This is a genomic window from Bradyrhizobium tropiciagri, assembly GCF_018130505.1.
Classification (GTDB): Bacteria; Pseudomonadota; Alphaproteobacteria; order Rhizobiales; family Xanthobacteraceae; genus Bradyrhizobium; species Bradyrhizobium tropiciagri_B.
In genome coordinates this window covers 133,497-156,050 of the sequence record NZ_JAFCKH010000011.1, presented here as the reverse complement: position 1 = coordinate 156,050, position 22,554 = coordinate 133,497, and the positions used below count along the sequence as shown (strand labels likewise).

Genomic DNA, 22,554 nt, shown 5'->3' with positions numbered 1-22,554 from the left:
TAGGTCTTACCTATCTGCCCGATCCGGTGAGCCATTTCGGTAGAATGTTGCTATGAATGGTCAAATTTGGTAATATCTACCAAATTGGAGCACGGTGATGGTCGAGGAACACGACGAGCGCATTCTCGCCGAACTGCAGAAGGACGGCCGCGCCACCAACCAGCAGCTCGCGGACAGCGTCGGCATGTCGACGTCGGCCTGCTGGCGCCGTGTCCGCGCGCTGGAAGAGTCCGGCGTCATCGCGGGATATTCGGCGCTGGTGCAGCGCGAGCAGGCGGGCTTTGCAACCTCGGCGATCCTGCATGTCTCGCTGGAGCGGCACGACGCGAAATTCGTCGACGAGTTCGTCGCCCGCGTGACGACGCGCCGCGAGGTGCTGGAATGCTTCGCTACCACCGGCGATGCCGATTATCACCTTCGAGTCGTCGTGCGCGACATGGAGGCCTACAACAAGTTCCTCGACGAGTTCATGTTCCGCATCCCCGGCATCCGCTACGTCCGCACCAACGTGATCCTGAAGGAAATCAAGACCGGCATCGCGCTGCCGTTTTGATTCTCGCCGCGTCGCACCCGGGTTTGCATCACTCACCGACGTCATTCCGGGGCATGCGAAGCACGAGCGCGGATTCCACCTTCCACGAGTAACGCGGCCTGATGGATTGCGGGTTCTCGCTTCGCGAGTCCCGGAATGACGAGGGAGTCTTAACGGATTGGGTTAATCTTGAACGATGTGGATCAACGCGGGACGAAAGGGCCCTGCGATTTGCACGGTTAACCGCCGAGCGACGTTAACCTCGACAATGTTTATCGCAGATTGTCGCATTTAACGCGATCGCAACACCGCGTACTTTCATGTTGGCCCCATATTGAATTGCCGGGAGTTCAGCAAGTCGCCCCGGCTGGAGCAGCAGAATGAATTCGATCAGTATGCAACGCGATATCATTGTCGATTGGCAGGCGCAGCACGAGCGCCTATTCGGCTTGCACGCGATCAAGCTTCGGCATCGTTTGGCCGAGAGCGAGCTGTTCTCAAGGCAAGCCATCGGCAGACTGATCGAGCGCTGCCCGCAATCGCATCTCGGGCTTGAATCGGTCAGCTTCGACGGCGACACGCCGCGGCGCATCTACGGCGAGCTCGGCAACAGCACGGGGCTTCAGGCGATCGAAGCGATCGAGAAGGGCCGCATCTGGATGAACATCCGGCGGATCATGGATTGGGCCCCCGAGTACAACGAACTGCTCAACGAGATCTTCGCGGAATTCGAAGCGCGGATGAGCGGCTTCAAGACATTCAAGCGCAACATCGGCGTGCTGGTGTCCTCGCCGAATGCAAAGGTGCCCTATCACGCCGATATTCAGGGCCAGTCGCTCTGGCAGATCTCCGGCGTCAAGCGCGTGTTCATCTATCCGCGCTCGGACGTCTTCATGCCGCCGCAGAACATCGAGAAGATCCTGCTGCGCGAGACCAACGAGGACGTGCCTTACCGCGGCTGGTTCGACGAGTTCGCGACCGTGTTCGACCTGCATCCGGGCGAGATGCTGACCTGGCCGCTCTATGCGCCGCACAAGGTCGAGAACCATGATTGCCTGAACATTTCCGTCACCATGGAGCACTGGACGCAGTCGACCTGGAACGCCTATGCCGTGCATTACGGCAATGGCGTGCTGCGCCGGACGCTCGGACTACGCAACACATCGACGCAGGATCACGGATTGCACGTTTACCCGAAGGCCGCAGCGGCAGCACTTTGGAAGAAGCTGGGCCGGCAGATCGAGGGCGACGTCGTCAAGAGCCGGGATTTCCGCCTTGCTCCCGAAAGCGCGAACGGGCTGGCCGCGTTGTCATGAGCCGTGGCCGGCCGTACCGGAAAGACGTTCCAGATGTTGGCGCCCAACCGAAGACCGTATCCGATCGACGTGCAAATCGGCATCGAACCCGATTTTGATTTTCTGTCGGCCGAATACCGGGCGTTCCACAACCTCGATCGCGCGACGGTGTTCCAGGCCCCGTCATGGCTCGACGCCGTGCATCGCAAGCTGCTGCCGCATCTGGCGGCGAAACAGCACACGCTCACGATCCGCACTCCGGACCGGGAGCTCCTTGCGGTCATTCCGCTGGTGCTGCAACGGCCGGCGGGAATCTCGATGCTGCTGCCCGCCGATTTCGGTGTCTGCGACTACAATGCCATCGTCGGGGATCCTGCGACACTCGAGATGCTCGCTGCCGATCCGTCCGTGATCGACCGCATCGACCGGCTGCTCGACGTCGCCGATGTGCTGATGTTCCGCAAGGTCCGTGAGGATGGTTTCGACGCCAGCAGGCTGTTCAGGAAAACGGTGGCGAGCCCCAACGAGAACGCCGCCTACCACAGCGAAACCGGCCCTGACTTCGAAGCGTGGCAACGCCAGACCGTCAGCAAGAAGTATTCAAAGGAACTGCGGCGGCTGGCCCGGCAGATCGAACGCGAATTCGGCCCGTACGAACATCGGCCCGCGCAAACCGAGGCCGAAGTCCGCGACGCGTTCAGGTTTCTCAAAGCCGCGCGGGACGGCAGGTTCAACGGGGATTTCCTCGACAACCCGATCTACGAAAAATTCTATAGCGACTTTGCCGTCGCCGGAATCGCCTCGGGCGAGGCGATCACCTATGTCAGCTACCTCAACGGCGAGCCGGTCGCCGTCCTGTTCGGACCGGCCTGCGATGACGAGTTTCATGCCGTCCTGATCGGATCCGACATCCAGCGGTTCGGCAAGTTCTCGATCGGCATGCAGCTGATCTATCGCGTGATCAAGTTGCGGTTCGATCACGGGCTGCATCGCCTCGACATGGGCCTCGGCAATACCGGGTACAAGTCGCAGTTCCGGGTCGAGGAAACCGGGCTGCACAATTTCACCTCGTCCCGTTCGCTGGCCGGGTCGATGGTCTCGCTGGTCTATCATCGCGCCAAGCCGTTCAAGCGTGCGCTGCAGCGCTTCTCGCCCCACGTGCGTTGAGCGCGGGACGGCGTTTTCGCGTCTGTTATGAGCGCCATCAGGGAAGCCCGCGGAAGGCACTCCTGCGATCCCCACCCACCGCCGTCATCGCCCGGCTTGACCGGGCGATCCAGTACGCCGCGGCCCATCGGCCCAATCACTACCGTCTCTGGAATACTGGATCGCCCGGTCGAGCCGGGCGATGACACCGAGCAAGATGCTGCGCGGCCTCCTCAGGGTGACGCGACCGGCGCAATGCGTCGGTGATCACGCCTTCTCCCGCACGAACCTGTTGCGCAAGGTCCCGATGCCGGTGATGTCGATCTCCACCACGTCGCCGTGCTTCAGGTCCGGCGAGGCGCCGTCGGTGCCCATCCAGATCACGTCGCCCGGCCACAGCGTGAAATATTTGGTCAGCTCGACCAGGAACGGCACGATGCCGAAGATCATGTCGTTGGTGCGGAAACGGCCGGTCTCCTTGCCGTTGACGCGGATCGCGGTTTCCATCGTGTCTAGATCGACAGCGGTCTCGATCCATGGGCCCATCGGCTTGAAGGTGTCGGCGTTCTTGGAGCGCCACAGACCGCGGTCGGCCTTCTGCCAGGTGCGCTCGGAGACGTCGTTGCCGATGGTGTAGCCGAACACGCAGTCCATCGCATTGGCTTCGGTCAGGTGTTTTGCCTTCTTGCCGATTACGACGGCGAGTTCGCCCTCGTAATGGATCTTCTCGGTCGCACTGGCCGGGATCACGACGTCCTCGTCATGGGCGATCAGCGCGTTCTGCGCGCGGTAGCCGATCTCGGGACGATCGGGGATGTTCGGCACCGTGCCGGCCTTGTCGGCGGCCTCCTTGAGGTGCTTCAGATAGTTGAGCCCGACACAGTAGAAGGTGCGCGGGATCAGCGGCAGCTCGATCTTGACGTCCTTCAGCGCGTGCGTTTGCGCCGTCTTGCTCCATTCACCGAACGGATCGCCGCTGACGGTGGTGACGGTGTCGCCCTCGACGAAGCCCCAGGATGTCTTGCCTGCGGCAGTGAATTTCAGCCAGCGCATGATGATGTCCTTTTATTCGGCAGCCGCTTGTGCGCGGGCCTTCCAGGCACCGGCGGCAGGCCGCTTGAGTCCGAGATTCTCGCGCAGCGTGGTGCCGGCATAGTCCTTGTGAAACAGGCCGCGCTTCTGCAGCTCGGGCACGACATGGTCGACGAAGTCGGCATAGGAGCCCGGCACGTAGCTCGCTGCGACGACGAAGCCGTCGCAGCCGCGGCCGACGAACATCTCCTCAAGCCGGTCGGCGATCTCCTTCGGGCCGCCGACGATCGCATCCTGCACCTGGGCGCGGCCGGAGAAGGTGATGAAATCGCGGGTGGAGGGATTGCTCTTGCCGGAGGCGCGCAGCACGCCGTCGCGCATGCCGAGCATGCCCTGCATGCCCTGCAGCTCCTCGGTGGTCAGCGGCTCGTCGATCGGCTTGGCGCCGAAATCGAAATTGAGCGCTTCAGCGAGCAGCGACAGCGCGTCGATCTCGAGCGGCAGCTTCTGGATCACGGCCATGCGATCTTCGGCTTCCGCCTTGGTGGCGCCGGCGACCGGCGTGATCAGATTGCAGAGGAACATCTGGTCGGGATCGCGACCGGCCTTGACCGCTTCGCCGCGGATCGCGTCGTAGCCCTGCTTGGCGCTGGCGAGATTGCGCCCGGCGGTGAAGATCACCTCGCCCCAGCGCCCGGCAAAGCGCTGGCCGCGGCCGGAGGCGCCGGCCTGGATTACGACGGGATGGCCCTGCGGCGAGCGCGGCACCGTGAACGGGCCGCGCGAGTTGAAGAACTCGCCCTTGTGGTCGAGCCGTTTCACCTTGGCCGGGTCGGCGAAGCGGCCGGATTTCTTGTCGATCACCAGCGAGCCGTCTTCCCAGGAATCCCAGTGGCCGAGCACCACCTCCATGAACTCGTCGGCGCGGTCGTAGCGCGGATCGTGGTCGAGATGCTGCGCCTTGCCCATGTTGAGCGCCTCGCCGTCATTGACCGACGTCACCACGTTCCACGCGGCGCGCCCATTCGTCATCAGGTCCAGCGTCGCGAAACGGCGGGCGACGTCGAACGGCTCGAAATACGTGGTGGAGGCGGTCGAGGCGAGGCCGAGCTTGGTCGTCACCATGCCCATCGTGGTCAGCACCACGATCGGGTCCATCTTCACGCAGCGGATGCCGTATTCGACGGTGTGGGCGTGATCGTTGTTGTAGCGGTCCGGCATCGCGAGGCGGTCGTCGAAGAACGCCATGTGGAACTTGCCGCGCTCCAGGATGCGCGCGATCTCCTGGTAGTAATCCGCCGACATCGAATCGTCGCGCGACTCCGGGTGGCGCCAGGAGCCCGGCAGGTTGGTGCAGTTCTGCGCCTGCAAAAAGCCAACCAGCGCCATCTGCCGTGTCATGTCGTTCTCCAGTAGTTGATTATGTCAGCGAAGCTCGAGTTCGTCGGCGAGCTTGTAGTCGGCAGCGAGCGCCTTCAGCCTTTCCCAGGTGGCGTCCTCGATCTCGATGCCGTTCTTGCGCCGCTCGACTTCGCGCAGATGCTCGACCTCGCCCGGATAGAACACGCCGCGGCTGCCTTCCGAGGGCGGCGTCGATTTGAGGTACTGCGCGAAATCGGCGACCTCCTTCTTGAATTGCTGCAGCGGACGGAACGCGGCGACGTTGAACACCGCCATGAAGCAGCCGTCATTGTGCCGGCCGGTCGGCTCGACGCCGAAGCCGAGGCCGGTCAAGAGGCCGCACAGCACCTCGACCATCGCGGCGAGCCCGCTTCCCTTGTAGCCCTCGGTGCCGCCGAGCGGCAGCAGTGCGCCGCCCTTGCGATAGTCCTTGGGGTCGGTGGTGTCGCGCCCCTCGGCGTCGATGATCCAGCCCTTCGGGATCGATTCGCCGCGCGCCACCGCGAGCTGGATCTTGCCGGCGGCGACCGCCGAGGTCGCCATATCCAGATAGAACGGCGCCTCTAGATCGGACGGCACCGCGATCGAGAGGGGGTTGGTGCCGAGCCGCGCCTCGCGGCCGCCGAACGGCGCGACATGCTTCGGCGAGCGGCCGGAATCGGCAGCCGCGATGCCGATCATGCCCTCGCGCATCGCCATCAGCGGGTAATGTGCCAAACGGCCGACATGGCTCTGCCGGAACACGGTGCAGGCCGCGACATTGGCGGTCCTCGCCTTGTTGATGGTCATCTCCATCGCCTTGGCGTTGACGTGGAACCCGAAGCCCCAATGGCCGTCGATCACGGTCGTGGTCGGGGTCTCCTGCACGATGGTCCATTTTGCGCCGGGCACGATGTGGCCGGCCTTGACGCGGTCGATATAGGTCGGGACGGCGATGATGCCGTGGGAATCGTGGCCGGCGAGATTGGCGTTGACGCAGCCGGAGGCGACGGCGTTCGCCTCCTCTTCCGATGCGCCGGCGGCCCTGAGCAGAGCCGCGCCGATGCGTGTGAGACGGTCGGCCTGGACGATCGGCATGGGATTTCCTCGCGGTCTGCCCGCGCGATCGGCGGGTCTTGCTTGCACTGGTTTCGCCATGGTCTCAAAGCGCCAAGGGGCGAGCAAGCGCAGAAAATCCGGTCCGCCATACCGGGAGCAGGGTGCTCGCCAAGCCTGTTTCACAGTGTGGAACGGAGACGGTCGCAACGCGGAATTTGGCCGGCGTGTCGGGCGCGGGACAGGCGGCGATCCGCCGCCGGTGGCGCCAGCGCCTCAGCTTGGTACAGAGAGGCCGTAATTCTCCGGAAAACCGCCGTCGCCGTTGGTCAGGTGTTTACTTTGACTCACAACTTGCCGGATACACTAACCTTCACTTAGGCCTCCCGCGGGCAAAGTTCGCCGCCAGATTGAAGGGGGCGGCCCGCCGGGCCCTGAGGAATGTGCAGTCGACCATGGGGCGTACCTTCGCGGCGTTGAACGCGACCAACGAAGCGATCCTGTACGCAAAATCGCCAGAAGAGCTGTATGGCAAGGTCTGCGAAGCCGCCTTTTCCAGCGGCAGCTTCCTGGCCGCTGCCGTGTTTTTGCTGGAGCAGGATACCGGCCTGCTGGCGTTCGCCGCCGGCTGCGGCGACGATGTTCTGCGGCTGCGTGCCATCAGCATCTCGACCACCGCAAATATGCCGGAAGGCGAGGGCGTCTGCGGGCGGGCGTTCCGCGACCAGAAGGCCTGCGTCAGCAACGATTATGTCAACGATCCCGGCTCGGCGGCCTGGCGCAGCGGCGCGGCGGCGGCCGGCGTCGGTGCAGCCGCGGCGGTGCCGCTGATCTGCGGCGGGCGCAGCGTCGGCGTGTTCGTGGTGACGCGGCGGGAGATCCATTCGCTCGGCGAGGAGATCGTGTCGCTGCTGGAGCGCATGGCGGCGAACGTGTCCTTTGCGCTCGACGGGTTTGACCGCGAGGCGTCGCGCAAGAGCGGCGAGCGGGCGATGCGGCGGCTGAACCGCATGTTCGGCGCCATCAGCGCCACCAACGAGGCAATCCTTCGCGCCAAGACCGAGCACGATCTCTACCAGCGGGTCTGCGATGCTGCGGTGTTCAGCGGCAAGTCCTTCGCCACGGTGGTGCTGCTGGCCGAGCCCGACACCTCCTGGCTCGAACCCGTCGCCGGCACCGGCGAGGCGCTCGACCTGATCACCCAGACGCGGTTCTCGACCGATCCCGCCAATCTCTACGGCAAGGGCATCTGCGGCGAGGCGTTTCGCACCCAGCGGCCCTGCATCGAGCAGGACATTCCGAAAGCGGCCCTCTCGGCGCAGACGCAGGCGAACGGCAGCGGCCTGATGGCCTGTGTCGCGCTGCCGCTGACGCGGTTCGGCGAGAGCGTCGGCGTCCTGATCTTCTTCATCGGCAATTCCTGGGCGGCGGACGAGGAAATCATCACGCTGCTGGCGGGCATTGCCGAGAACGTGTCGGTCACGCTCGACAATTTCGGCCGGGCTACCGAAAAGGCCAGGGCCGACGCCGAACGGGAGCGGCTGTCGCGGATGTTCGCCGCGCTGAGCGCGACCAACGAGGCGATCATGCGCGCGAGGTCCAGGCTCGAAATGTTCGAACTGGTCTGCGCGGCGGCCGCCCATGGCGGCGGCTTCAATTCGACCAGCATCCTGATGGCCAAGCCCGGCGACGATTTCTTCGAGATGATGGCGGTCGCCGGCCCTACCGCGGAGAACGCGCGCCGGCTCAACGTCTCGCGCAGCGAGGCGCGCGCCGAAGGACGCGGCGTGTGCGGCACGGCGTTCCGCTCCCGCCGGGCCTGCGTCAACAACGACTTCCTGGGCGACGTCGCCAACAGCCCGTTCCGCGAGGTGATCGACCGCGAGGATGCGCGATCGGGCGCGGCGTTTCCGCTGATCGTCGGCGACCAGCCGGTCGGCGTGATGCTGTTCATCTCCGCCAAGCGCAACACCTTCTCGTCCGAATTCGCCGAGCTGCTGCAGCGGCTCGCCGACAACGTGTCATATGCGCTCGATAGCTTCGATCGCGCCGACGAGAAGGCGCGGACCGAGGAGCAGAAGGACCGGCTGACGCGGATGTTTGCCGCGCTCAGCGCGACCAACGAGGCGATCATGCGGGCGAAATCCCGCAGCGAGATGTTCGAGCTGGTCTGCGACGCGGCGGCGGTCGGCGGCCAGTTCATCTCGGCCACGATCCGCATGGTGCGGCCGGGCGAGGCTTTCCTCGACAACGTGGCGGCGTCCGGCCCCGATCGTGTCCGCGCCCGCGATGTCCTGCTGTCGACCGATGCGACGCGTCCGGAGGGGCAGACCCTGACCGGCATCGCGATCCGCACGCGCAGGCCCTGCATCAGCAACGACTATCTCAGCGATTTCGGAACCGAGACGCACGTCTACCAGGTGGTGCGGGACAGCGGCAGCAAGTCCGGCGCGGCGCTGCCACTGCTCAAGAACGGCGAGGCGATCGGTGCGCTGGTGTTCCTCTCCGGCGAGTTCGGCACCTTCAGCCCGGAGATGATGGCGCTGCTGCAGCGGCTAGCCGAGAACGTCTCCTTCGCGCTCGACAATTTCGACCGCGCCGACGAGAAGGCCCGCGCCGATGCGCAGCGGGAGCGGCTGTCGCGGATGTTCGCGGCGCTGAGCGCCACCAACGAGGCGATCATGCGGGCGAAGTCCCGCGCCGAGCTGTACCGGCTGGTCTGCCAGGCGGCCGCGAGTGGCGGCCGGTTCACCTCCACCACCATCGCGCTGCCGCGAGCCGGCACCGACTATCTGGAGGTCGTCGCCGTCGCCGGGCCGGCCGCGGAGGGTGCGCGCAACGTCACGCTCTCGGTCAGCGAGGCACATCCGGAAGGCCGCGGCGCCTGCGGCCGCGCGTTCCGCTCCGGCAAGGCCTGCATCATCAACGACTATTTCGCCGATCCGGACACCGCCGTATTCCACGAGCGGGCCCGCCAGGACGGCACGCGCTCGGGCGCCTCGTTCCCGCTCGTCATCAGCGGGCGGGTGGTCGGCGTCATGATCTTCGTCGCATCCGAGAAGGATACGTTTTCGCCGGAATTCTCCGAGCTGCTGCAGCGGCTCGCCGACAATCTGGCGTTCGCGCTGGAAAGCTTCGACCGCGCCGACGAGAAGAACAAGGCCGACGAGCGGATCGAGTATCTCGCCTCGCATGACAGCCTGACCAACCTGCCCAATCGCGAGACCTTCAACGAGCTGCTGCATCATGCGATCGAGATGGCGGACCGGCACAGCCAGCAGCTTGCGGTGCTGTTCATCGACCTCGACCGCTTCAAGATCATCAACGACTCGCTCGGCCACGATGCCGGCGACATGCTGCTGGTGGCGATCGCGGATCGGTTGCGCAGATCGCTGCGGGCGAGCGATGTGGTGGCGCGGCTCGGCGGCGACGAATTCGTCGTGATCCTCGAAGAGGCCGCCGAGCGGGTCGACGTCGAGCGGGTCGCGGCCGAACTGCTTGCCGCGCTCAGCCAGCCGATGCTGCTCAGCGGACATGAGTGCCACACCACCGCCTCGATCGGCGTCGCGATGTATCCGGCCGACGGTTCCGACGTGCAGACGCTGACCAAGAATGCCGACATGGCGATGTATCTCGCCAAGGAGGACGGCAAGAACGGCTTCCGCTTCTTCTCCAGCGAGATCAAGGCGCAGTCGATCGAGCGCCTGACGATGGAGAGCGCGCTGCGCCGCGCGCTCGAGCGCGAGCAGTTCTCGCTCGACTACCAGCCCAAGGTCGACATGGCGAGCGGGCAGATCAGCGGCGTCGAGGCGCTGCTGCGCTGGAGCCATCCCGAGCTCGGCAAGGTGGCGCCGGGCCAGTTCATTCCGCTCGCCGAGGAGATCGGCCTGATCGTGCCGATCGGGCGCTGGGTGCTGAAGGAAGCCTGCGCACAGAACATGGCGTGGCAGCGCCGCGGCCTCAAGGCGGTGACTATGGCGGTCAACCTGTCGCCGCGGCAGTTCGCCGATCCGCATCTGCTCGACGACATCGACGCGGCGCTGCTGGCGAGCGGCATGGCGCCCGAGCTGCTGCAGCTCGAGGTCACCGAAAGCATGGTGATGCGCAATGTGACGCGCGCGGTCCGCGTGCTCGACGCCATCCAGACCCGCGGCATTCGGCTTGCGATCGACGATTTCGGCACCGGCTATTCGTCGATGTCGCTGATGAAGCAATTCCCGATCGACACCATCAAGATCGACCGTTCCTTCGTGCGCGATCTGCCCGACGATTCCGAGGACGTCGCGATCGCGCAGGCGATCATCAGCATGGGCAAGGCGCTCGGCATGACCATCGTCGCCGAGGGCGTCGAGACCTCCGAGCAGCAGGAATTCCTGCGCGCCCACGCCTGCGACGAGATGCAGGGCTTCCTGTTCTCCCGGCCGCTGCCGGCGCGCGATCTCGCCGAGCTCCTGAGGTCGTCGCCGATGCTGCCCTCGCCACGGCTGCAGCCGGACGAGGAGGCGGTGATCGACGTGGATCCAGGGTTACTGGATCTAGGGCGGAAACGCGCTGTCGTCTGACGGCTGCACCGGAAGGTCGCGGACGTCGGAATCGGTCGACGCGATCTTGCGCGAGAAATCATAAGGCCACGGCAACTCGGTTTGGCCGGACAGCGTCCGGCGCAACGCGCGGGCGCCGTCGGCAAAGCTCGCGCCGTCCGTCAGCCGCAGCTGCCGGCACCAGCCGGCCGGCATTGCCTCGGCGGCATCGCGCAGCTCGAATGCCGGACCCCACCACCACGCCGGAGCGGGCGGCCGCTCCGGTTCGGCCACGGCGCGCCAGCGCACGAACTCGTCGACGATGCGGGCAAATTGCAGCTTCGCGGCGGGATGCATCGAACGCCCTCTCTCGGCCCGCGATGATACCAGCGCCCGCACAGCGCGGCTACTGGCGGCCGTGCTGCCAGTGCGCGGTGACGTCGGCGCCGGACTTGTTGAGGTGAACGTGCTGGTCGACATGGTCGACCCAGGCCAGCGGAATGAAATGATGGTGCTGACCGTCGGGTGAACTCTGCTTGGTCAGCTTGATCTTGTCGGCGCCTTCCATGTGGTCGACCTTGCCGACCGTCTTCTTGTCCGACGAGATTACATCCATATGTTCCCGAATGTCGGAAGCCTTCGTCATGCGTCATCTCCTCGTCATGATGATGAGGGGACGAAACGCATCGCGGTAGCAAAGGTTGCTATGCGGCGTGGACGGGTTCGGAAACCAGACCGCCGGTCGTTCCCCGCTATTTCTCCTCGGCCGCGGTCGAAGTCGCCGGCCCTTCGCCCATGATCAGCAGCACGGCATCCTCGTCCTTGGCGCCGTCCCAATGCACCTGCTTGCCGTAATGGGTGACGAAGCTGCCCGCCGGCATCGCCACCGTGCCGTGCTCTGGATCGAATTTCGGACCCGAGCCGACGTACCAGGTGCCTTGCAACACCACGATGTAACGGTCGTTGGGATGGAAGTGCGGACGGCTGAAGTGATTGCCCTTGGTCCATTTGGTGTAGACCATGTAGAAGCCGGGCTTCGCGAGATCGCCGACCACGACGGCGGTCTGCCCGCCACGCGCGTCCACCGGTCCCCAGGGAATCTGGTCGGGCAGCTTGTAGGTGACGGCGGCGGGGTTGAGCTCGGCCGCTGAGCTGACGCTCAGCGTCGCGGCCAATGCCAAAGGAATCATCAAATATCGCAAGGCGGGGTATTGCCGAGACCGGTTCGACACCGTCATCGCATCCTCCCATCGTTATGGGCTTGGTCGGGCAATTGCTGGGCCCTGTTGCCTTGCGATGCTAGCTGCGTCCGTTCGCGCAGCACAACATGCGTGCACGCATGTCTGATCCCATGGAAGCGACAACGCGCCGTCGCATAACGCAGTTGCAACATGAAAAACGGGGATTTACGCCGCCGCAGACGATGCTAGGTTGCGCGCCAACTAAAACAGTGGGAGGGCGATCTTCATGAAGCTTTTGTCGACACTCGCGGCCGGTCTCTTGATCGGCGCAGCCGCGCTGCAATTTTCCACCGCCGCCTCGGGCCAGGATGGCTGGGTCACGCTGCTTGACAGCACCAAGAAGGGCGACTGGGACGAGGTCGGCAAGGCCAATTGGGAAATGAAGGACGGCGCGCTGGTCGCCGACAAACTCGACGGCAAGGATCTCTCCTATCTCGTCAGCAAGACGCAATACAAGGATTTCCAGATCAGGGCCGAGTTCTGGACCGATGAAGATGCCAACAGCGGCATCTTCATCCGTTGCGAGGGCAACAAGGTGATCGATTCCAAGGTCTGCTACGAGGTCAACATCTTCGACAAGCGGCCGGACCCGACCTATGGCACCGGCGCGATCGTCGATGTCGGCAAGGTCGATCCGATGCCGAAGGCGGCGGGCAAGTGGAACGTCTATGAGATCACCGCGCAGGGACCGCATTTCGTCGTGACGCTGAACGGCCAGAAAACCGTCGACGCGCAGGACTCCAAGCATGCGAACGGCTACATCGCGCTCCAGTACGGCTCGGGCGTGGTCAAGTTCCGCAAGGTGCAGATCAAGCCGCTATAACAGCGGGACGAGAACAGCCCGGTCGCAGCGCGGCCGGGCTGTACCCTAGACCTTCCGGCCGTCACCCTGCGTGCGGATGTGATGGCCGATCACGAGCCCGGTCAGGCACAGCATCACCCCGAGCGCCGGCGGTGCAAACAGGGCTTCCTCCTGGAAGAAGCCGTTCACCAGCACCATCAGCGTGCCGTAGGCGGCAAGCCCCTGGGTGAGAATTCCGGATGAGGCGTAGAGGCGCCACGCCCTCAGCGCCAGCGCGAGAAAAAATCCCAGCGGCACCAGCGCCGCGATGCCCATCTGGTAGAGCAATACGCCGATGGCGCTTTCGACCGCGACATCGACGGTGCCGGCGTATTGCGCGGCGCTCCAGTCGATCGAGAAGTAGCCCTCGGACAAATTGCCGCCAATGCCAAGTCCACGGCCGATCGGGTTCTGGAGGAAGCCGTGCCAGCCGCCCATGAAACCGATGACGTGAAAGTCGCCGATCTGCAGTCCGACGTGGATGCCCAGGATGACGTATAGTGCGAGCGCGAGGAGCCCGACGACAAGGGTGATGACCGCGCCGAGCAGCCAGGTCGACACCCAGGCCAGCACCACGAAAAGCACCATGATGAGCGCGCCCTTGACGCTGCAGAAGACCAGCAGCGGGATCGCGGCAACGGCCAGCCAGCGATAACCGACCGAAGCCAGGAACAGAATGGAAAAGGAGACGCCGTAGCCGAAGCTGATCGCGCTCATGTTCGGCCCGTGGACGCGCAGGATGGTAGATATCCCGAGGTCCTCGAACAGCGGACTGTTGAGGAAGCTGAAGCGGAAGCGGTCCAACAGATCCACCGGCACATTGCCGGTGGCGCGCATCTCGGCCTCCCAAGAGCCGGAGCGAGTCGCCTTGAGCTCGTCGAAGTGCCAGAACGTGTAGCCGTTGGTGATCGAGAGCCAGAAATCGCGAAACATCAGTTCGGTGTAGCCGCAGACGATCAACAGCACGGCGATCACGGTGAGGAACGGCGTGATGCGGATTTCGAACGTCGCCGCGGTCAGCAGCGCCAGCTGAAACAGAAACACCGGGAACGCGATGTTGCGCAGATAGACGATCGCCGCGCGCGCGTCCTGCGTGGCGCCGAGCGCGCAGTAGACCGTCACGGTCGCCAGCGTGATCATGCCCCATTTCATGATCTGTTCGATCTCGGCAGACCGGTCGCGCTCGCGCATCAGGTACAGCACCATCGTGACCAGCCACATGACGGCGCAAACGAGGAAATTGTAGCCCTTGACGAACTCGAGGTCCGCTTCGTTCGTGAAGTAAGACGACAGGATCGAGACGAACAGGTTCTGGAAAAAGATGATGAAGATGGCGACCGACGGCGCATAGGCCGGCGCGGCGAGGACGATGGCGCAGCCGACCAGGCTTTCGACGACGATCGCGAGACCGGAGTTGGCCACCTGCAGGATCGGCGCGAACGCGATCGATGCCAACGCGATGGCGAGCGCCGGAATCACATCGCCGGCTATCAGCGGCCGCTGGGCTACGCCTGCTTGCACGTGCTCTAACCTAATGACCGGACGTGTGGCGCCATGCGCGCCCAAGGTCGATCTAGCCGCGCAATGTGTAAGAATTGGTTAACCAACCGGGCGCTCGCGGCGGCCTGCGCGGGCCCTCCTTCCTAACGGGACCCGAGCAATGCCTTCAGCGCTTCGGGGTCGGCCTTGCCGGTGCTCGCGTCGGTGAGGCCGAAGCCCTGCGACAGCTCCCAATGGGTCCAGCCCCAGCAATGCTGCCGGGCGTAGCTCGTGACCGCGGCGAGCCAGCGCAGCCGGCTGTCGCGCGGGGCCCCGGCCTTGAGCACACCGAACTCGTTGATGATGAGCGGCCGGGAATATTGCTGCTGCCAGGCGGCCGCGGGCTCGAGCCATTTGTCGACGCCGCGGTCGGGCATCGCGCGATCCAGCATCGCGAGCGCCTTGGACTTGTCGAGGGCAACGAGCTGCTGCCGCAATCGCTGCACCTTGGGATCGTCGGCGCGGAGCGGATAGGGCAGCCCGGTGATGTCGTGCAGCGGCTCGTCCGGATCCCAATGGGCCTGATGGGTGAACACCATCGGATCATAGAAGTGAATGGCGTAGACGACATTGGGATCGTCGAGCGGCTTGAAGTCCGGCAGTGAGTCCGCGCGCTGCCAGTTCACCGGCCCGACGATCAGCGTGGTCTGCGGCAGCAGCCGGCGGATCAAGCCGGCCAGTTCCTCGGCCTCGCGCTGCCACTGCGCGGCATCGACCTCGGGTTCGTTGAGCAGTTCGGCGAACACCCGGTCAGCCGGATAGCGCTGCATGACTGCAGCGAGTGCGGTCCAGGCCGCCTTCATTTCCGTCATCGCGCCGGCCGGATCGTCCTTGTGCAGCGCGTTGAAGCCTTCGCCGGAATGCAGGTCGACCGACACCGCATAGCCGAGCGCCAGCAGCGTCTTCAGCGCGGCATCGACCGTACGCAGGCGCTGCTCGATGTCCGCCTTCGCAGCGAACCGCGGCAGGATGAAGTCGGCGGGCACCGGCAGGCGGATATGGCTCATCCCCGCCTTGCGCAGCGCGACCAGCAGGCTGCGCGGTGGCGCAGCGCGCGGGTCGGCAATCCAGCCGTCGGCATTGACACCGCTCGACAGCGCCTTGATCCGGTCGGCGGGAACGCCCTCGATCAGGGCAGGGCAGGCCTGCGCGGCAGCGGACAGCAGAATGGATGCGGCGGCGACGGCTACGATCGAGGGGCGGACCATGGGGCGATCAGCTCGCGATGACGGTTGCGGGAACGGGAAGCGTCGCGGTTAGCCATAGTGGCGAGACATTAGCTTCCAGTAAGCGGCGACGTGCCACGACGGCACCTTTCTTGCCAGTCCTTCTGCCAAAACAATTCATCGTCCCGTAACGGGACATTGGACGGAGCAAAACGGTGCAAGGCGGTCGGGAGCACGACAATGACGCCAGGCAGGATCCTCACGGACTGGAACGATAACCATTGCAAGCTCTGGAGCCGTCGTCCGGTTCGGCTCGAGCACAGCATGCACAAGCAGCAGGCGTTCTCGATGGACGATCTTGCCGCGCTGATCGAGAATTATCCGCGCCAGCATTACAGCCTGGTCAAGACCGGCGCGCCGGGGTCGAGCCGGGTCTGGCGCGAGGGCGAGATCGGCCAGCTCTGCGGCCGCCAGGTGATCGAGGCGATCGGGCGCGGCGGCCTGCAGCTGAGCCTGCGCAACGTCACCGCGATCGACCGCCGCTACCGCGATATGATCGATCGGATGTTCGGCGAGATTGCGGGCAGGATCCCCGGCTTCGACGCACCCACTCATCAGGCCGGCATCCTGATCTCTTCGCCCGACGCGCAGGTCTCTTATCGCGCCGAATTGCCGGGGCAAGGTCTCGTCCAGATCGCGGGCCGCAAGCGCGTCTACGTCTATCCCAACTCGAAGCCATTCATCCAGCCCGAGCATCTCGAGAACATGGCGCTGTTCGACGCCGAGGTCGATATCCCCTACGAGCCCTGGTACGACTGGCACGCGCAGGTGATCGATCTCGAGCCCGGCCAGATGCTGAACTGGCCGCTCAATGCTCCGTACCGGGTGGAGAACCTCGGCACCGTCAACATCTCGATGATAGTGTCCTATGCGAACGACGCGATCCGCCGCGCGCGAACCCTGCATCTCGCCAACGGCATGCTGCGCCATAGATTCGGCCATACCCCGCGCAGCCGCAGCATCCGCGGCCCGGTGTTCTTCGCCAAGCAAATGATGCAGAAGCTGCTGCGCGACAGCCAACAGTCGAAGCGCGAACGCGTTGCGCGCCGCCCGATCGATTTCCGCCTCGACGAGATTGATCTCGGCAAGATCGTCGATCTGCCGAAGACGGCACTGGTGGCGGCGTAAGATGGGGCAGGACAAAGATCCGAGATCGCCGGCGTTGACGACAACGGCCGGTCGGCATGCGTGATCTCAGCTAGATATTTCTGACCACGCCCGGTTGCCCCGGCGCACATTCGAGCGCGCCGCGGTCCCAGTTCGCGCTGATCGCGGCGGCCTCATAGCTCGACTGCAGGAAGTCGAGGAGCGCGCGGTCGGGATCCGGAGCGGTGCGTACGGCGTCGTAGGGCAGGATGAATTCGCCGAGCGCCTCGTTGAAGGACGCCGCATCCGGCTGCACCGGCTTGGTGCGATAACCCGGCGGTTCCGGATAGGCGTAGGAATAGAACGCGGGATAATCGATGGCGCCGCCGCCCGGCCAAAAGCCGGCGCTGCTGACCTCGTGCGAATAAGCCTCGTGCGCCACCGCATCGGGCAGATGCGGCACGCCGCCAGGATGCCGCGGCGCGGTGCGGCCGGAGAAGCGCGTGACTGCGAGATCGAAGCTGCCCCAGAAGAAATGCACTGGGCTGGCCTTGCCGAGAAAGCCGGTGCGGAAGTGCTTGAACACGCGATCGGAGTTCACCAGGATCTGGTGGAAGCGGCGCACCGCGTCTGCGTCATAGGACGCGTGCTCTGTATCCTGCGAAAACCTGACGGGGTCGGGCATTTCGTTCGGCGTCTCGTCGATCGCGACGTCGACGCCGAGATCATTCAAGCTCGCCATGATCGTGGCGTAGAAGCTCGCGACCGAATGCCCGGCCAGCGCGAACTGCCGTTCGGTGCCGTCGCTGGTCGAGATGCGCAGGATGTGATCGATGAAATCGAAGTCGATCTGGAACGTGCGGTCGCCGTCCGGGATCGGCGAGGTCGTCAGCCCGCGCGCGGTGACATAGAGCGTGACGTGCCAGGAATGATTGAGCCAGGGCGACTTGGTCAGGCGGATCTTGCCGACGATCTGGGTCCAGAGCTGGAGCGTCAGGCTGGTGTCACGCCACGCCGCAGTCGGCAGTTCCGGCCAGCCGGTCTTTGCAGTGCCGTTCATGACAAACTCCCGGGCCGGTACGCGAGCCATACTCTATCATTGAAAGGTGATGTTGCGGACGGCGCGATGCCGGGGCGGCATTCACGATTGAGAATGCCGCCCCCAGCGCCTTAGCCGTGCAGCTTCTTCGCGGTCTCCGCAATCGCGCGGCCCTGATAGCGCGCGCCGGCGAGCTCGTTCTCGCTCGGCTGGCGGCTGCCGTCGCCGCCGGTGATCGTGGTCGCGCCGTAGGGCGCGCCGCCGGTGACTTCGTCGAGCTTCATCTGGCCGGCGAAACCGTAGTTCAGGCCGACCACCGTCATGCCGAAATGCAGCAGGTTGGTGATGATGGAGAACAGCGTGGTCTCCTGGCCGCCATGCTGGGTCGCGGTCGAGGTGAAGGCGCCGCCGACCTTGCCGTTGAGCGCGCCCCTGGCCCAGAGGCCGCCGGCCTGGTCGAGGAAGTTGGCCATCTGCGATGCCATGCGGCCGAACCGGGTGCCGGTGCCGACGATGACAGCATCGTAATTGGCGAGGTCGTCAATCGTGGCGATCGGCGCGGCCTGGTCGAGCTTGTAGTACGAGGCCTTTGCGACCTCGGCCGGCACCAGCTCGGGCACGCGCTTGATGTCGACGGTGGCGCCGGCTTCGCGCGCCCCTTGCGCGACGGCATTCGCCATCGCCTCGATGTGACCGTATGCCGAATAATAGAGAACGAGAACCTTGGCCATGATGGCTTCCTTTTTGGTTTCAGGGGGTGGTTTTGGGGAGGGACATGCGCGGACATCCGTCCGCGCATGAGGTGAGAGAGATTTACGCCGCGTCGACGAGCACCAGCTCGGCGTCCTCGAGCGCTGTGATCTTCAGCGTGGCCTCGTCGCGGATCGCAGCGCCGTCGCGCGCATTGACGCGCACGCCGTTGACTTCGACGCTGCCGGCCGCCGGCACCAGGTAGAGGTGGCGGCTCTTGTCGGCGGAATATTCCGCGCTCTCGCCGGCCTTCAGCGTGGTGGCGAGCACCCGCGCATCGGCGCGGATCGGCAGCGCGTCGCTGTCGCCGTCGATTCCGGAGGCGATGGTGACGAGCTTGCCGGAGCGGTCGGCCTTCGGGAACGGCTTCGAGCCCCAGGTCGGATGGCCGCCCTTCGTGGTCGGCTCGATCCAGATCTGGAAGATCTTGGTCTTGGCCGGCTCCAGATTGTACTCGGAGTGACGGATGCCGCTGCCGGCGCTCATCACCTGCACGTCGCCCGCTTCGGTGCGTCCCTTGTTGCCGAGCGAATCCTGGTGCGTGATCGCACCTTCGCGGACATAGGTGATGATCTCCATGTTGGAATGAGGATGCGCGGGAAAGCCGGTGTTCGGCGCGATCTCGTCATCATTCCATACCCGGAGTGCGCCGTGGCTCACATTGGCGGGATCGTAATAGCTTGCGAAGGAGAAGTGGTGCTTCGCCTTCAGCCAGCCGTGGTCGGCGCCGCCGAGCTTTGCGAATGGTCTCAGTTCGATCATGTGAATTCCCCTTGATTGCGTGGGCTAACTTCTGTTGGCGCTTGGATATGCCGTCCGCCGTGGTATAGAAATAGAAACTATCGAAACTCATTGTTTCCTTAATTAGGCGGAAGGGGAAAGCTGCCATGGCGAAGCTGCCGGACTTCGAGGCGCTCGCGATTTTCGCAAAAGTCGTGGAATTACGGTCGTTTGCCGCTGCCGCGAGCGAGCTCTCGCTGTCCAAGGCAACTGTGTCCAAGGCGGTCAGCCGGCTGGAGGAGCGGCTCGGCGCGCGGCTGTTCAACCGCACCTCGCGGCGGCTGGCGTTGACCGACGCCGGCCAGAAACTCTCGGAACGCGCGGCGCGGCTGCTTGCCGATGGCGAAGCCGCGGAGAACGAGGCGCTGGCGCAGTCGACCACGCCGCGCGGCCTGGTGCGGCTCGCCGTGCCGATGAGTTTCGGCATCAAGACGGTGGCGCCGTTGCTACCGGAATTTCTGGAAGCCTATCCCGAGGTCTCGATCGACCTGCATCTCAGCGATGCGACGGTCGATTTGATCGGCGAGGGCTTCGATGCCGGCCTGCGCATCGCTCGGCTGCCGGACTCCTCGCTGATCGCGCGGCGGCTGTGCGGGATGCCGCGCTACACGGTGGCGGCGCCGTCCTACCTGAAGCGGTATGGCCGGCCGACGCATCCGATGCATCTCGCCGATCACAAATGCTTCGGATACGCCTATCTCTCGACGCAGGGCGTCTGGCAGTACACCAATGCCGCCGGCGAGCAGGCCAATGTGCGCCCCGCCGGCCAGCTGCGCGTCAACAATGGCGAAGTCTTGATGCCGGCACTGCTTGCCGGCCTCGGCATCGCCGATCTGCCCGACTTCATCGTCGGCGATGCGATCGCGCGCGGCGAGGTGGAGGTGATCCTGAAGGGCTGGAAGCAGCCCGAGGCCGCGCTCCATTTCGTCACCCCGCCCGGCGGCCCGCGCCCCGCCCGCGTCGAAGTGCTCGCGGATTTCCTGGCGAAGCATTTCGCCAAAGGAAAGAAGCGGTCGGGGTGACGGCGGGCGCTATCGCGGCTACCTTGCGGCACAACGATAACAAACCGCTGGGGAGAAACTCATGAACCGCCGCGAACTTCTGCGCGCTGCTGCCGCATTGCCGATCGCGCACACCGCGCTGACCAACTCCGCCTTCGCGCAAGGCGCCTATCCCACCCGCAACATCACGATGATCGTGCCGTTTCCGGCCGGCGGTCAGGCCGATCTCGCGGCGCGGCCGGTGGCGGCGGCGCTGGAGCGGATCCTGGGCAAGCCGGTGATCGTCGACAACCGCGCCGGCGGGGCGGGCGGGTCGATCGGCAATGCGCAGGCCGCGCGCGCCGAGCCCGATGGCTACACGCTGCTGATGACGCTGTCCTCGCTCGCGGTGCTTCCCGAGGCGGATCGGCTGTTCGATCGTCCGATCGCCTATGAAGTTTCGCAGTTCGCGCCGATCGCGCGCGTGCTCGCCGATCCAACGCTGCTCGCGGTGCCGGCTTCGGCGCCGTGGCAGACGCTGCAGGAGTTCGTCGACGACGCGAAGAAGCGCCCGGGCCAGATTCCCTACGGCTCGTCCGGCCCGTACGGCACGCTGCATGTCGCGATGGAGATGTTCGCCGCGAGCGCGGGGATCAAGCTGCTGCACGTGCCGTTCCGCGGCGCCGGGCCCGCACTCACCGCGCTGCTCTCGGGCACGGTGCAGGCGCTGGCGTCGGCGCCGGGCACGCTGAAGCAGCAGGTGGCCGACGGCAAGATGCGCGTGCTGGCCAATTGGGGCGCCGAGCGGATCGCAAGCTTTCCCGATCTGCCGACCTTCAAGGAACTCGGCTACAAGGATGTCGAGTTCTACATCTGGGCGGGATTGTTCGCGCAGGCTGCGCTGCCGGCTCCGATCATGAACCGGCTGCGCGAGGCGATGGCGCAAGCGGTGAAGGCGCCGGAGGTGGTCAGGACCTTCGAGACCGCGGGCAGTCCCATCGCCTATCTCGACGCACCCGAGTTCTCAACATTTGTTGCAGCCGACAGCGCGCGCTTGATCGCGGCCGTGAAGAAGATCGGAAAGGTCGAGTAGGGAACTTCGGCCACTCATCTTCACATTTAGTTGTCCCGGCGAACGATCCTTGGCCGCATTCACTTGTCAGCTTTGGCGCATGTGTGGCGCGCAAGATTGCGCGCTCTATCGAATGAGGGACGCGGCATGCAAATGCATCGGACTGTCCTGAGCCTTGCGATCGTCATCGGCGGCGCAGCCGCGGCGACGCCGGCGCTCTCACAGGAATATCGTGGAACCTGGGAACAGCAGATGGCCTGCACGCCCGATGTGATGCGGCTGTGCAGCGACCAGATTCCCGACACCAACCGGATCGTCGCCTGCCTGCGGCAGAACACGGCGCTGCTCGGCCGCTCCTGCCGTGCGGTGTTCGAGTCACAGGCACAGCAGCAGGCCGGGCAGCCGCAAACGCAGGGCCGCGCACCACAGCCGCAGACGATGCAGCGGCCGCGCGCGCCGCAGCCGATTCAGCCGGCCCCGGTCGCGCCGTCGCGGCCCTCGTTCGACGATGACGACGACTGAGTTTCCAAGAGGCGCTCGTCAGGTCGCTCTTGGGATCGCACCTCGCAAACATCGACCCACTCGGCCGCTGTCAGTTCCGCCATCCGGTCGGGCGTGATGCGCACCGCGCTGTGGGTCGAGCCCGCCGCCGGCACGACGATGTCGAACGCCTTCAGCGACACGTCGCAATAGACCGGCAACGGCGACTTCAGTCCGAACGGACAGACGCCGCCGACCTCGTGGCCGGTGATCTCGGCGACCTCGTCGAGGCCGAGCATCTTCGGCTTGCCGCCGAACAGCGTCTTCACCTTCTTGTTGTCCATCCGCGCGGTGCCGCTGGCGACGATCAGCACCACGCGGTCGCCGACGCGCAGGCTCAGCGTCTTGGCGATCCGCGCCGGCTCGACGCCATAGGCTTCCGCCGCCAGCACGACAGTCGCGGAACTGATCTGGGATTCGATCACGGAGATATCGGGCGCCCTCTCGGCGAAGAAGGCGCGAACGGAGGCGAGACTCATACTGTTCAGAACCCCTAACT

Annotated in this window: 20 protein-coding genes and 1 pseudogene; 9 read left to right on the top strand and 12 right to left on the bottom strand. The window is 65.0% G+C overall.

The genetic code is table 11. From position 1 onward, the window contains the following. Window positions 1–97 precede the first annotated feature (97 nt). From JQ633_RS26785 to JQ633_RS26775, 3 genes are all read left to right on the top strand, one after another. Window positions 98–553: an Lrp/AsnC family transcriptional regulator gene (locus JQ633_RS26785; protein ID WP_211988096.1), complete on the top strand. Its 456-nt coding sequence runs from the start codon at window positions 98–100 to the stop codon at window positions 551–553. Window positions 554–912: 359 nt separating this feature from the next. Then, a complete protein-coding gene (locus JQ633_RS26780; RefSeq protein ID WP_211988095.1) occupies window positions 913–1,848 on the top strand; it encodes a hypothetical protein in 936 nt (311 codons plus the stop codon). Between the two features lie 33 nt (window positions 1,849–1,881). Then, a complete protein-coding gene (locus tag JQ633_RS26775; RefSeq protein WP_211988094.1) occupies window positions 1,882–2,994 on the top strand; it encodes a GNAT family N-acetyltransferase in 1,113 nt (370 codons plus the stop codon). A 246-nt stretch (window positions 2,995–3,240) separates the two neighbouring features. Here JQ633_RS26775 and JQ633_RS26770 read toward each other — a convergent pair whose 3' ends face one another. The 3 genes from JQ633_RS26770 to JQ633_RS26760 are packed head-to-tail and all read right to left on the bottom strand — an operon-like array spanning window position 3,241 to window position 6,483. After that, window positions 3,241–4,026, bottom strand: coding sequence for a fumarylacetoacetate hydrolase family protein (locus JQ633_RS26770; protein ID WP_211988093.1), 786 nt, complete (start codon window positions 4,024–4,026; stop codon window positions 3,241–3,243). A 12-nt stretch (window positions 4,027–4,038) separates the two neighbouring features. Beyond that, complete coding sequence (locus JQ633_RS26765) at window positions 4,039–5,406, bottom strand: LLM class flavin-dependent oxidoreductase (RefSeq protein WP_211988092.1); 1,368 nt, start codon at window positions 5,404–5,406, stop codon at window positions 4,039–4,041. Window positions 5,407–5,430: 24 nt separating this feature from the next. Further along, window positions 5,431–6,483, bottom strand: a complete 1,053-nt coding sequence (locus JQ633_RS26760) for an Ldh family oxidoreductase (protein ID WP_211988091.1) — start codon at window positions 6,481–6,483, stop codon at window positions 5,431–5,433. A gap of 401 nt (window positions 6,484–6,884) precedes the next feature. Between JQ633_RS26760 and JQ633_RS26755 the strand changes: the two genes are divergently transcribed. Then, complete coding sequence (locus tag JQ633_RS26755) at window positions 6,885–11,003, top strand: bifunctional diguanylate cyclase/phosphodiesterase (RefSeq protein WP_211988090.1); 4,119 nt, start codon at window positions 6,885–6,887, stop codon at window positions 11,001–11,003. On the opposite strand, the gene JQ633_RS26750 is transcribed toward JQ633_RS26755, so the two are convergent. The 3 genes from JQ633_RS26750 to JQ633_RS26740 form a co-directional block, all read right to left on the bottom strand. Beyond that, the gene (locus JQ633_RS26750) at window positions 10,977–11,318 is read right to left on the bottom strand and encodes a hypothetical protein (protein ID WP_211988089.1); all 342 of its coding nucleotides are present in this window, start codon (window positions 11,316–11,318) and stop codon (window positions 10,977–10,979) included. The genes JQ633_RS26755 and JQ633_RS26750 overlap by 27 nt on opposite strands. Before the next feature lie 49 nt (window positions 11,319–11,367). Then, window positions 11,368–11,607, bottom strand: coding sequence for a DUF2171 domain-containing protein (locus JQ633_RS26745; RefSeq protein WP_211988088.1), 240 nt, complete (start codon window positions 11,605–11,607; stop codon window positions 11,368–11,370). A 106-nt stretch (window positions 11,608–11,713) separates the two neighbouring features. After that, window positions 11,714–12,151: a cupin domain-containing protein gene (locus JQ633_RS26740; protein ID WP_211988087.1), complete on the bottom strand. Its 438-nt coding sequence runs from the start codon at window positions 12,149–12,151 to the stop codon at window positions 11,714–11,716. Between the two features lie 277 nt (window positions 12,152–12,428). Between JQ633_RS26740 and JQ633_RS26735 the strand changes: the two genes are divergently transcribed. Continuing rightward, window positions 12,429–13,025, top strand: a complete 597-nt coding sequence (locus tag JQ633_RS26735) for a 3-keto-disaccharide hydrolase (RefSeq protein WP_211988086.1) — start codon at window positions 12,429–12,431, stop codon at window positions 13,023–13,025. Between the two features lie 45 nt (window positions 13,026–13,070). On the opposite strand, the gene JQ633_RS26730 is transcribed toward JQ633_RS26735, so the two are convergent. Together JQ633_RS26730 and JQ633_RS26725 are read right to left on the bottom strand one after the other, a co-directional pair. Then, window positions 13,071–14,564, bottom strand: a complete 1,494-nt coding sequence (locus JQ633_RS26730; protein ID WP_349631617.1) for a hypothetical protein — start codon at window positions 14,562–14,564, stop codon at window positions 13,071–13,073. 122 nt (window positions 14,565–14,686) lie between these two features. Then, window positions 14,687–15,790 (bottom strand): glycoside hydrolase family 5 protein, encoded by a 1,104-nt coding sequence (locus JQ633_RS26725; RefSeq protein WP_211988085.1) that lies wholly within the window; start codon window positions 15,788–15,790, stop codon window positions 14,687–14,689. 198 nt (window positions 15,791–15,988) lie between these two features. On the opposite strand from JQ633_RS26725, the gene JQ633_RS26720 reads away from it, so the two are divergent. Next, window positions 15,989–16,936 carry a hypothetical protein gene (locus tag JQ633_RS26720; RefSeq protein WP_211988084.1) on the top strand — a complete coding sequence of 316 codons (948 nt, stop codon included), beginning with the start codon at window positions 15,989–15,991 and terminating at the stop codon, window positions 16,934–16,936. A 70-nt stretch (window positions 16,937–17,006) separates the two neighbouring features. Here the strand turns inward: JQ633_RS26720 and JQ633_RS26715 are convergent, their stop codons facing one another. The 3 genes from JQ633_RS26715 to JQ633_RS26705 form a co-directional block, all read right to left on the bottom strand. After that, window positions 17,007–17,954 (bottom strand): DUF5996 family protein, encoded by a 948-nt coding sequence (locus JQ633_RS26715; protein WP_211988083.1) that lies wholly within the window; start codon window positions 17,952–17,954, stop codon window positions 17,007–17,009. A gap of 110 nt (window positions 17,955–18,064) precedes the next feature. Beyond that, window positions 18,065–18,664: an NAD(P)H:quinone oxidoreductase gene (wrbA, locus tag JQ633_RS26710; protein WP_211988082.1), complete on the bottom strand. Its 600-nt coding sequence runs from the start codon at window positions 18,662–18,664 to the stop codon at window positions 18,065–18,067. An 82-nt stretch (window positions 18,665–18,746) separates the two neighbouring features. Further along, window positions 18,747–19,445, bottom strand: a complete 699-nt coding sequence (locus tag JQ633_RS26705; protein ID WP_211988081.1) for a pirin family protein — start codon at window positions 19,443–19,445, stop codon at window positions 18,747–18,749. Between the two features lie 125 nt (window positions 19,446–19,570). Between JQ633_RS26705 and JQ633_RS26700 the strand changes: the two genes are divergently transcribed. The 3 genes from JQ633_RS26700 (at window position 19,571) to JQ633_RS26690 (ending at window position 22,037) form a co-directional block, all read left to right on the top strand. After that, window positions 19,571–20,485 carry a LysR family transcriptional regulator gene (locus tag JQ633_RS26700; RefSeq protein ID WP_211988080.1) on the top strand — a complete coding sequence of 305 codons (915 nt, stop codon included), beginning with the start codon at window positions 19,571–19,573 and terminating at the stop codon, window positions 20,483–20,485. Window positions 20,486–20,546: 61 nt separating this feature from the next. Continuing rightward, a complete protein-coding gene (locus JQ633_RS26695) occupies window positions 20,547–21,536 on the top strand; it encodes a Bug family tripartite tricarboxylate transporter substrate binding protein (protein ID WP_211988079.1) in 990 nt (329 codons plus the stop codon). Window positions 21,537–21,668: 132 nt separating this feature from the next. Further along, complete coding sequence (locus JQ633_RS26690) at window positions 21,669–22,037, top strand: hypothetical protein (RefSeq protein WP_433995696.1); 369 nt, start codon at window positions 21,669–21,671, stop codon at window positions 22,035–22,037. Between the two features lie 35 nt (window positions 22,038–22,072). Here the strand turns inward: JQ633_RS26690 and JQ633_RS26685 are convergent. Further along, window positions 22,073–22,534, bottom strand: a pseudogene (locus tag JQ633_RS26685) (YbaK/EbsC family protein); the annotation flags it as partial. Window positions 22,535–22,554 lie beyond the last annotated feature (20 nt).

Bases quoted from the DNA above. Each gene is read 5' to 3' on its own strand.
- JQ633_RS26715 (WP_211988083.1), bottom strand. From the start codon at position 17,954: ATGAACGGCACTGCAAAGACCGGCTGGCCGGAACTGCCGACTGCGGCG.
- JQ633_RS26695 (WP_211988079.1), top strand. From the start codon at position 20,547: ATGAACCGCCGCGAACTTCTGCGCGCTGCTGCCGCATTGCCGATCGCG.
- JQ633_RS26740 (WP_211988087.1), bottom strand. From the start codon at position 12,151: ATGATTCCTTTGGCATTGGCCGCGACGCTGAGCGTCAGCTCAGCGGCC.
- JQ633_RS26725 (WP_211988085.1), bottom strand. From the start codon at position 15,790: ATGGTCCGCCCCTCGATCGTAGCCGTCGCCGCCGCATCCATTCTGCTG.
- JQ633_RS26735 (WP_211988086.1), top strand. From the start codon at position 12,429: ATGAAGCTTTTGTCGACACTCGCGGCCGGTCTCTTGATCGGCGCAGCC.
- JQ633_RS26780 (WP_211988095.1), top strand. From the start codon at position 913: ATGAATTCGATCAGTATGCAACGCGATATCATTGTCGATTGGCAGGCG.
- JQ633_RS26775 (WP_211988094.1), top strand. From the start codon at position 1,882: ATGTTGGCGCCCAACCGAAGACCGTATCCGATCGACGTGCAAATCGGC.
- JQ633_RS26760 (WP_211988091.1), bottom strand. From the start codon at position 6,483: ATGCCGATCGTCCAGGCCGACCGTCTCACACGCATCGGCGCGGCTCTG.
- JQ633_RS26705 (WP_211988081.1), bottom strand. From the start codon at position 19,445: ATGATCGAACTGAGACCATTCGCAAAGCTCGGCGGCGCCGACCACGGC.
- JQ633_RS26720 (WP_211988084.1), top strand. From the start codon at position 15,989: ATGACGCCAGGCAGGATCCTCACGGACTGGAACGATAACCATTGCAAG.
- JQ633_RS26690 (WP_433995696.1), top strand. From the start codon at position 21,669: ATGCATCGGACTGTCCTGAGCCTTGCGATCGTCATCGGCGGCGCAGCC.
- JQ633_RS26750 (WP_211988089.1), bottom strand. From the start codon at position 11,318: ATGCATCCCGCCGCGAAGCTGCAATTTGCCCGCATCGTCGACGAGTTC.
- JQ633_RS26765 (WP_211988092.1), bottom strand. From the start codon at position 5,406: ATGACACGGCAGATGGCGCTGGTTGGCTTTTTGCAGGCGCAGAACTGC.
- wrbA (WP_211988082.1), bottom strand. From the start codon at position 18,664: ATGGCCAAGGTTCTCGTTCTCTATTATTCGGCATACGGTCACATCGAG.
- JQ633_RS26700 (WP_211988080.1), top strand. From the start codon at position 19,571: ATGGCGAAGCTGCCGGACTTCGAGGCGCTCGCGATTTTCGCAAAAGTC.
- JQ633_RS26770 (WP_211988093.1), bottom strand. From the start codon at position 4,026: ATGCGCTGGCTGAAATTCACTGCCGCAGGCAAGACATCCTGGGGCTTC.
- JQ633_RS26785 (WP_211988096.1), top strand. From the start codon at position 98: ATGGTCGAGGAACACGACGAGCGCATTCTCGCCGAACTGCAGAAGGAC.
- JQ633_RS26745 (WP_211988088.1), bottom strand. From the start codon at position 11,607: ATGACGAAGGCTTCCGACATTCGGGAACATATGGATGTAATCTCGTCG.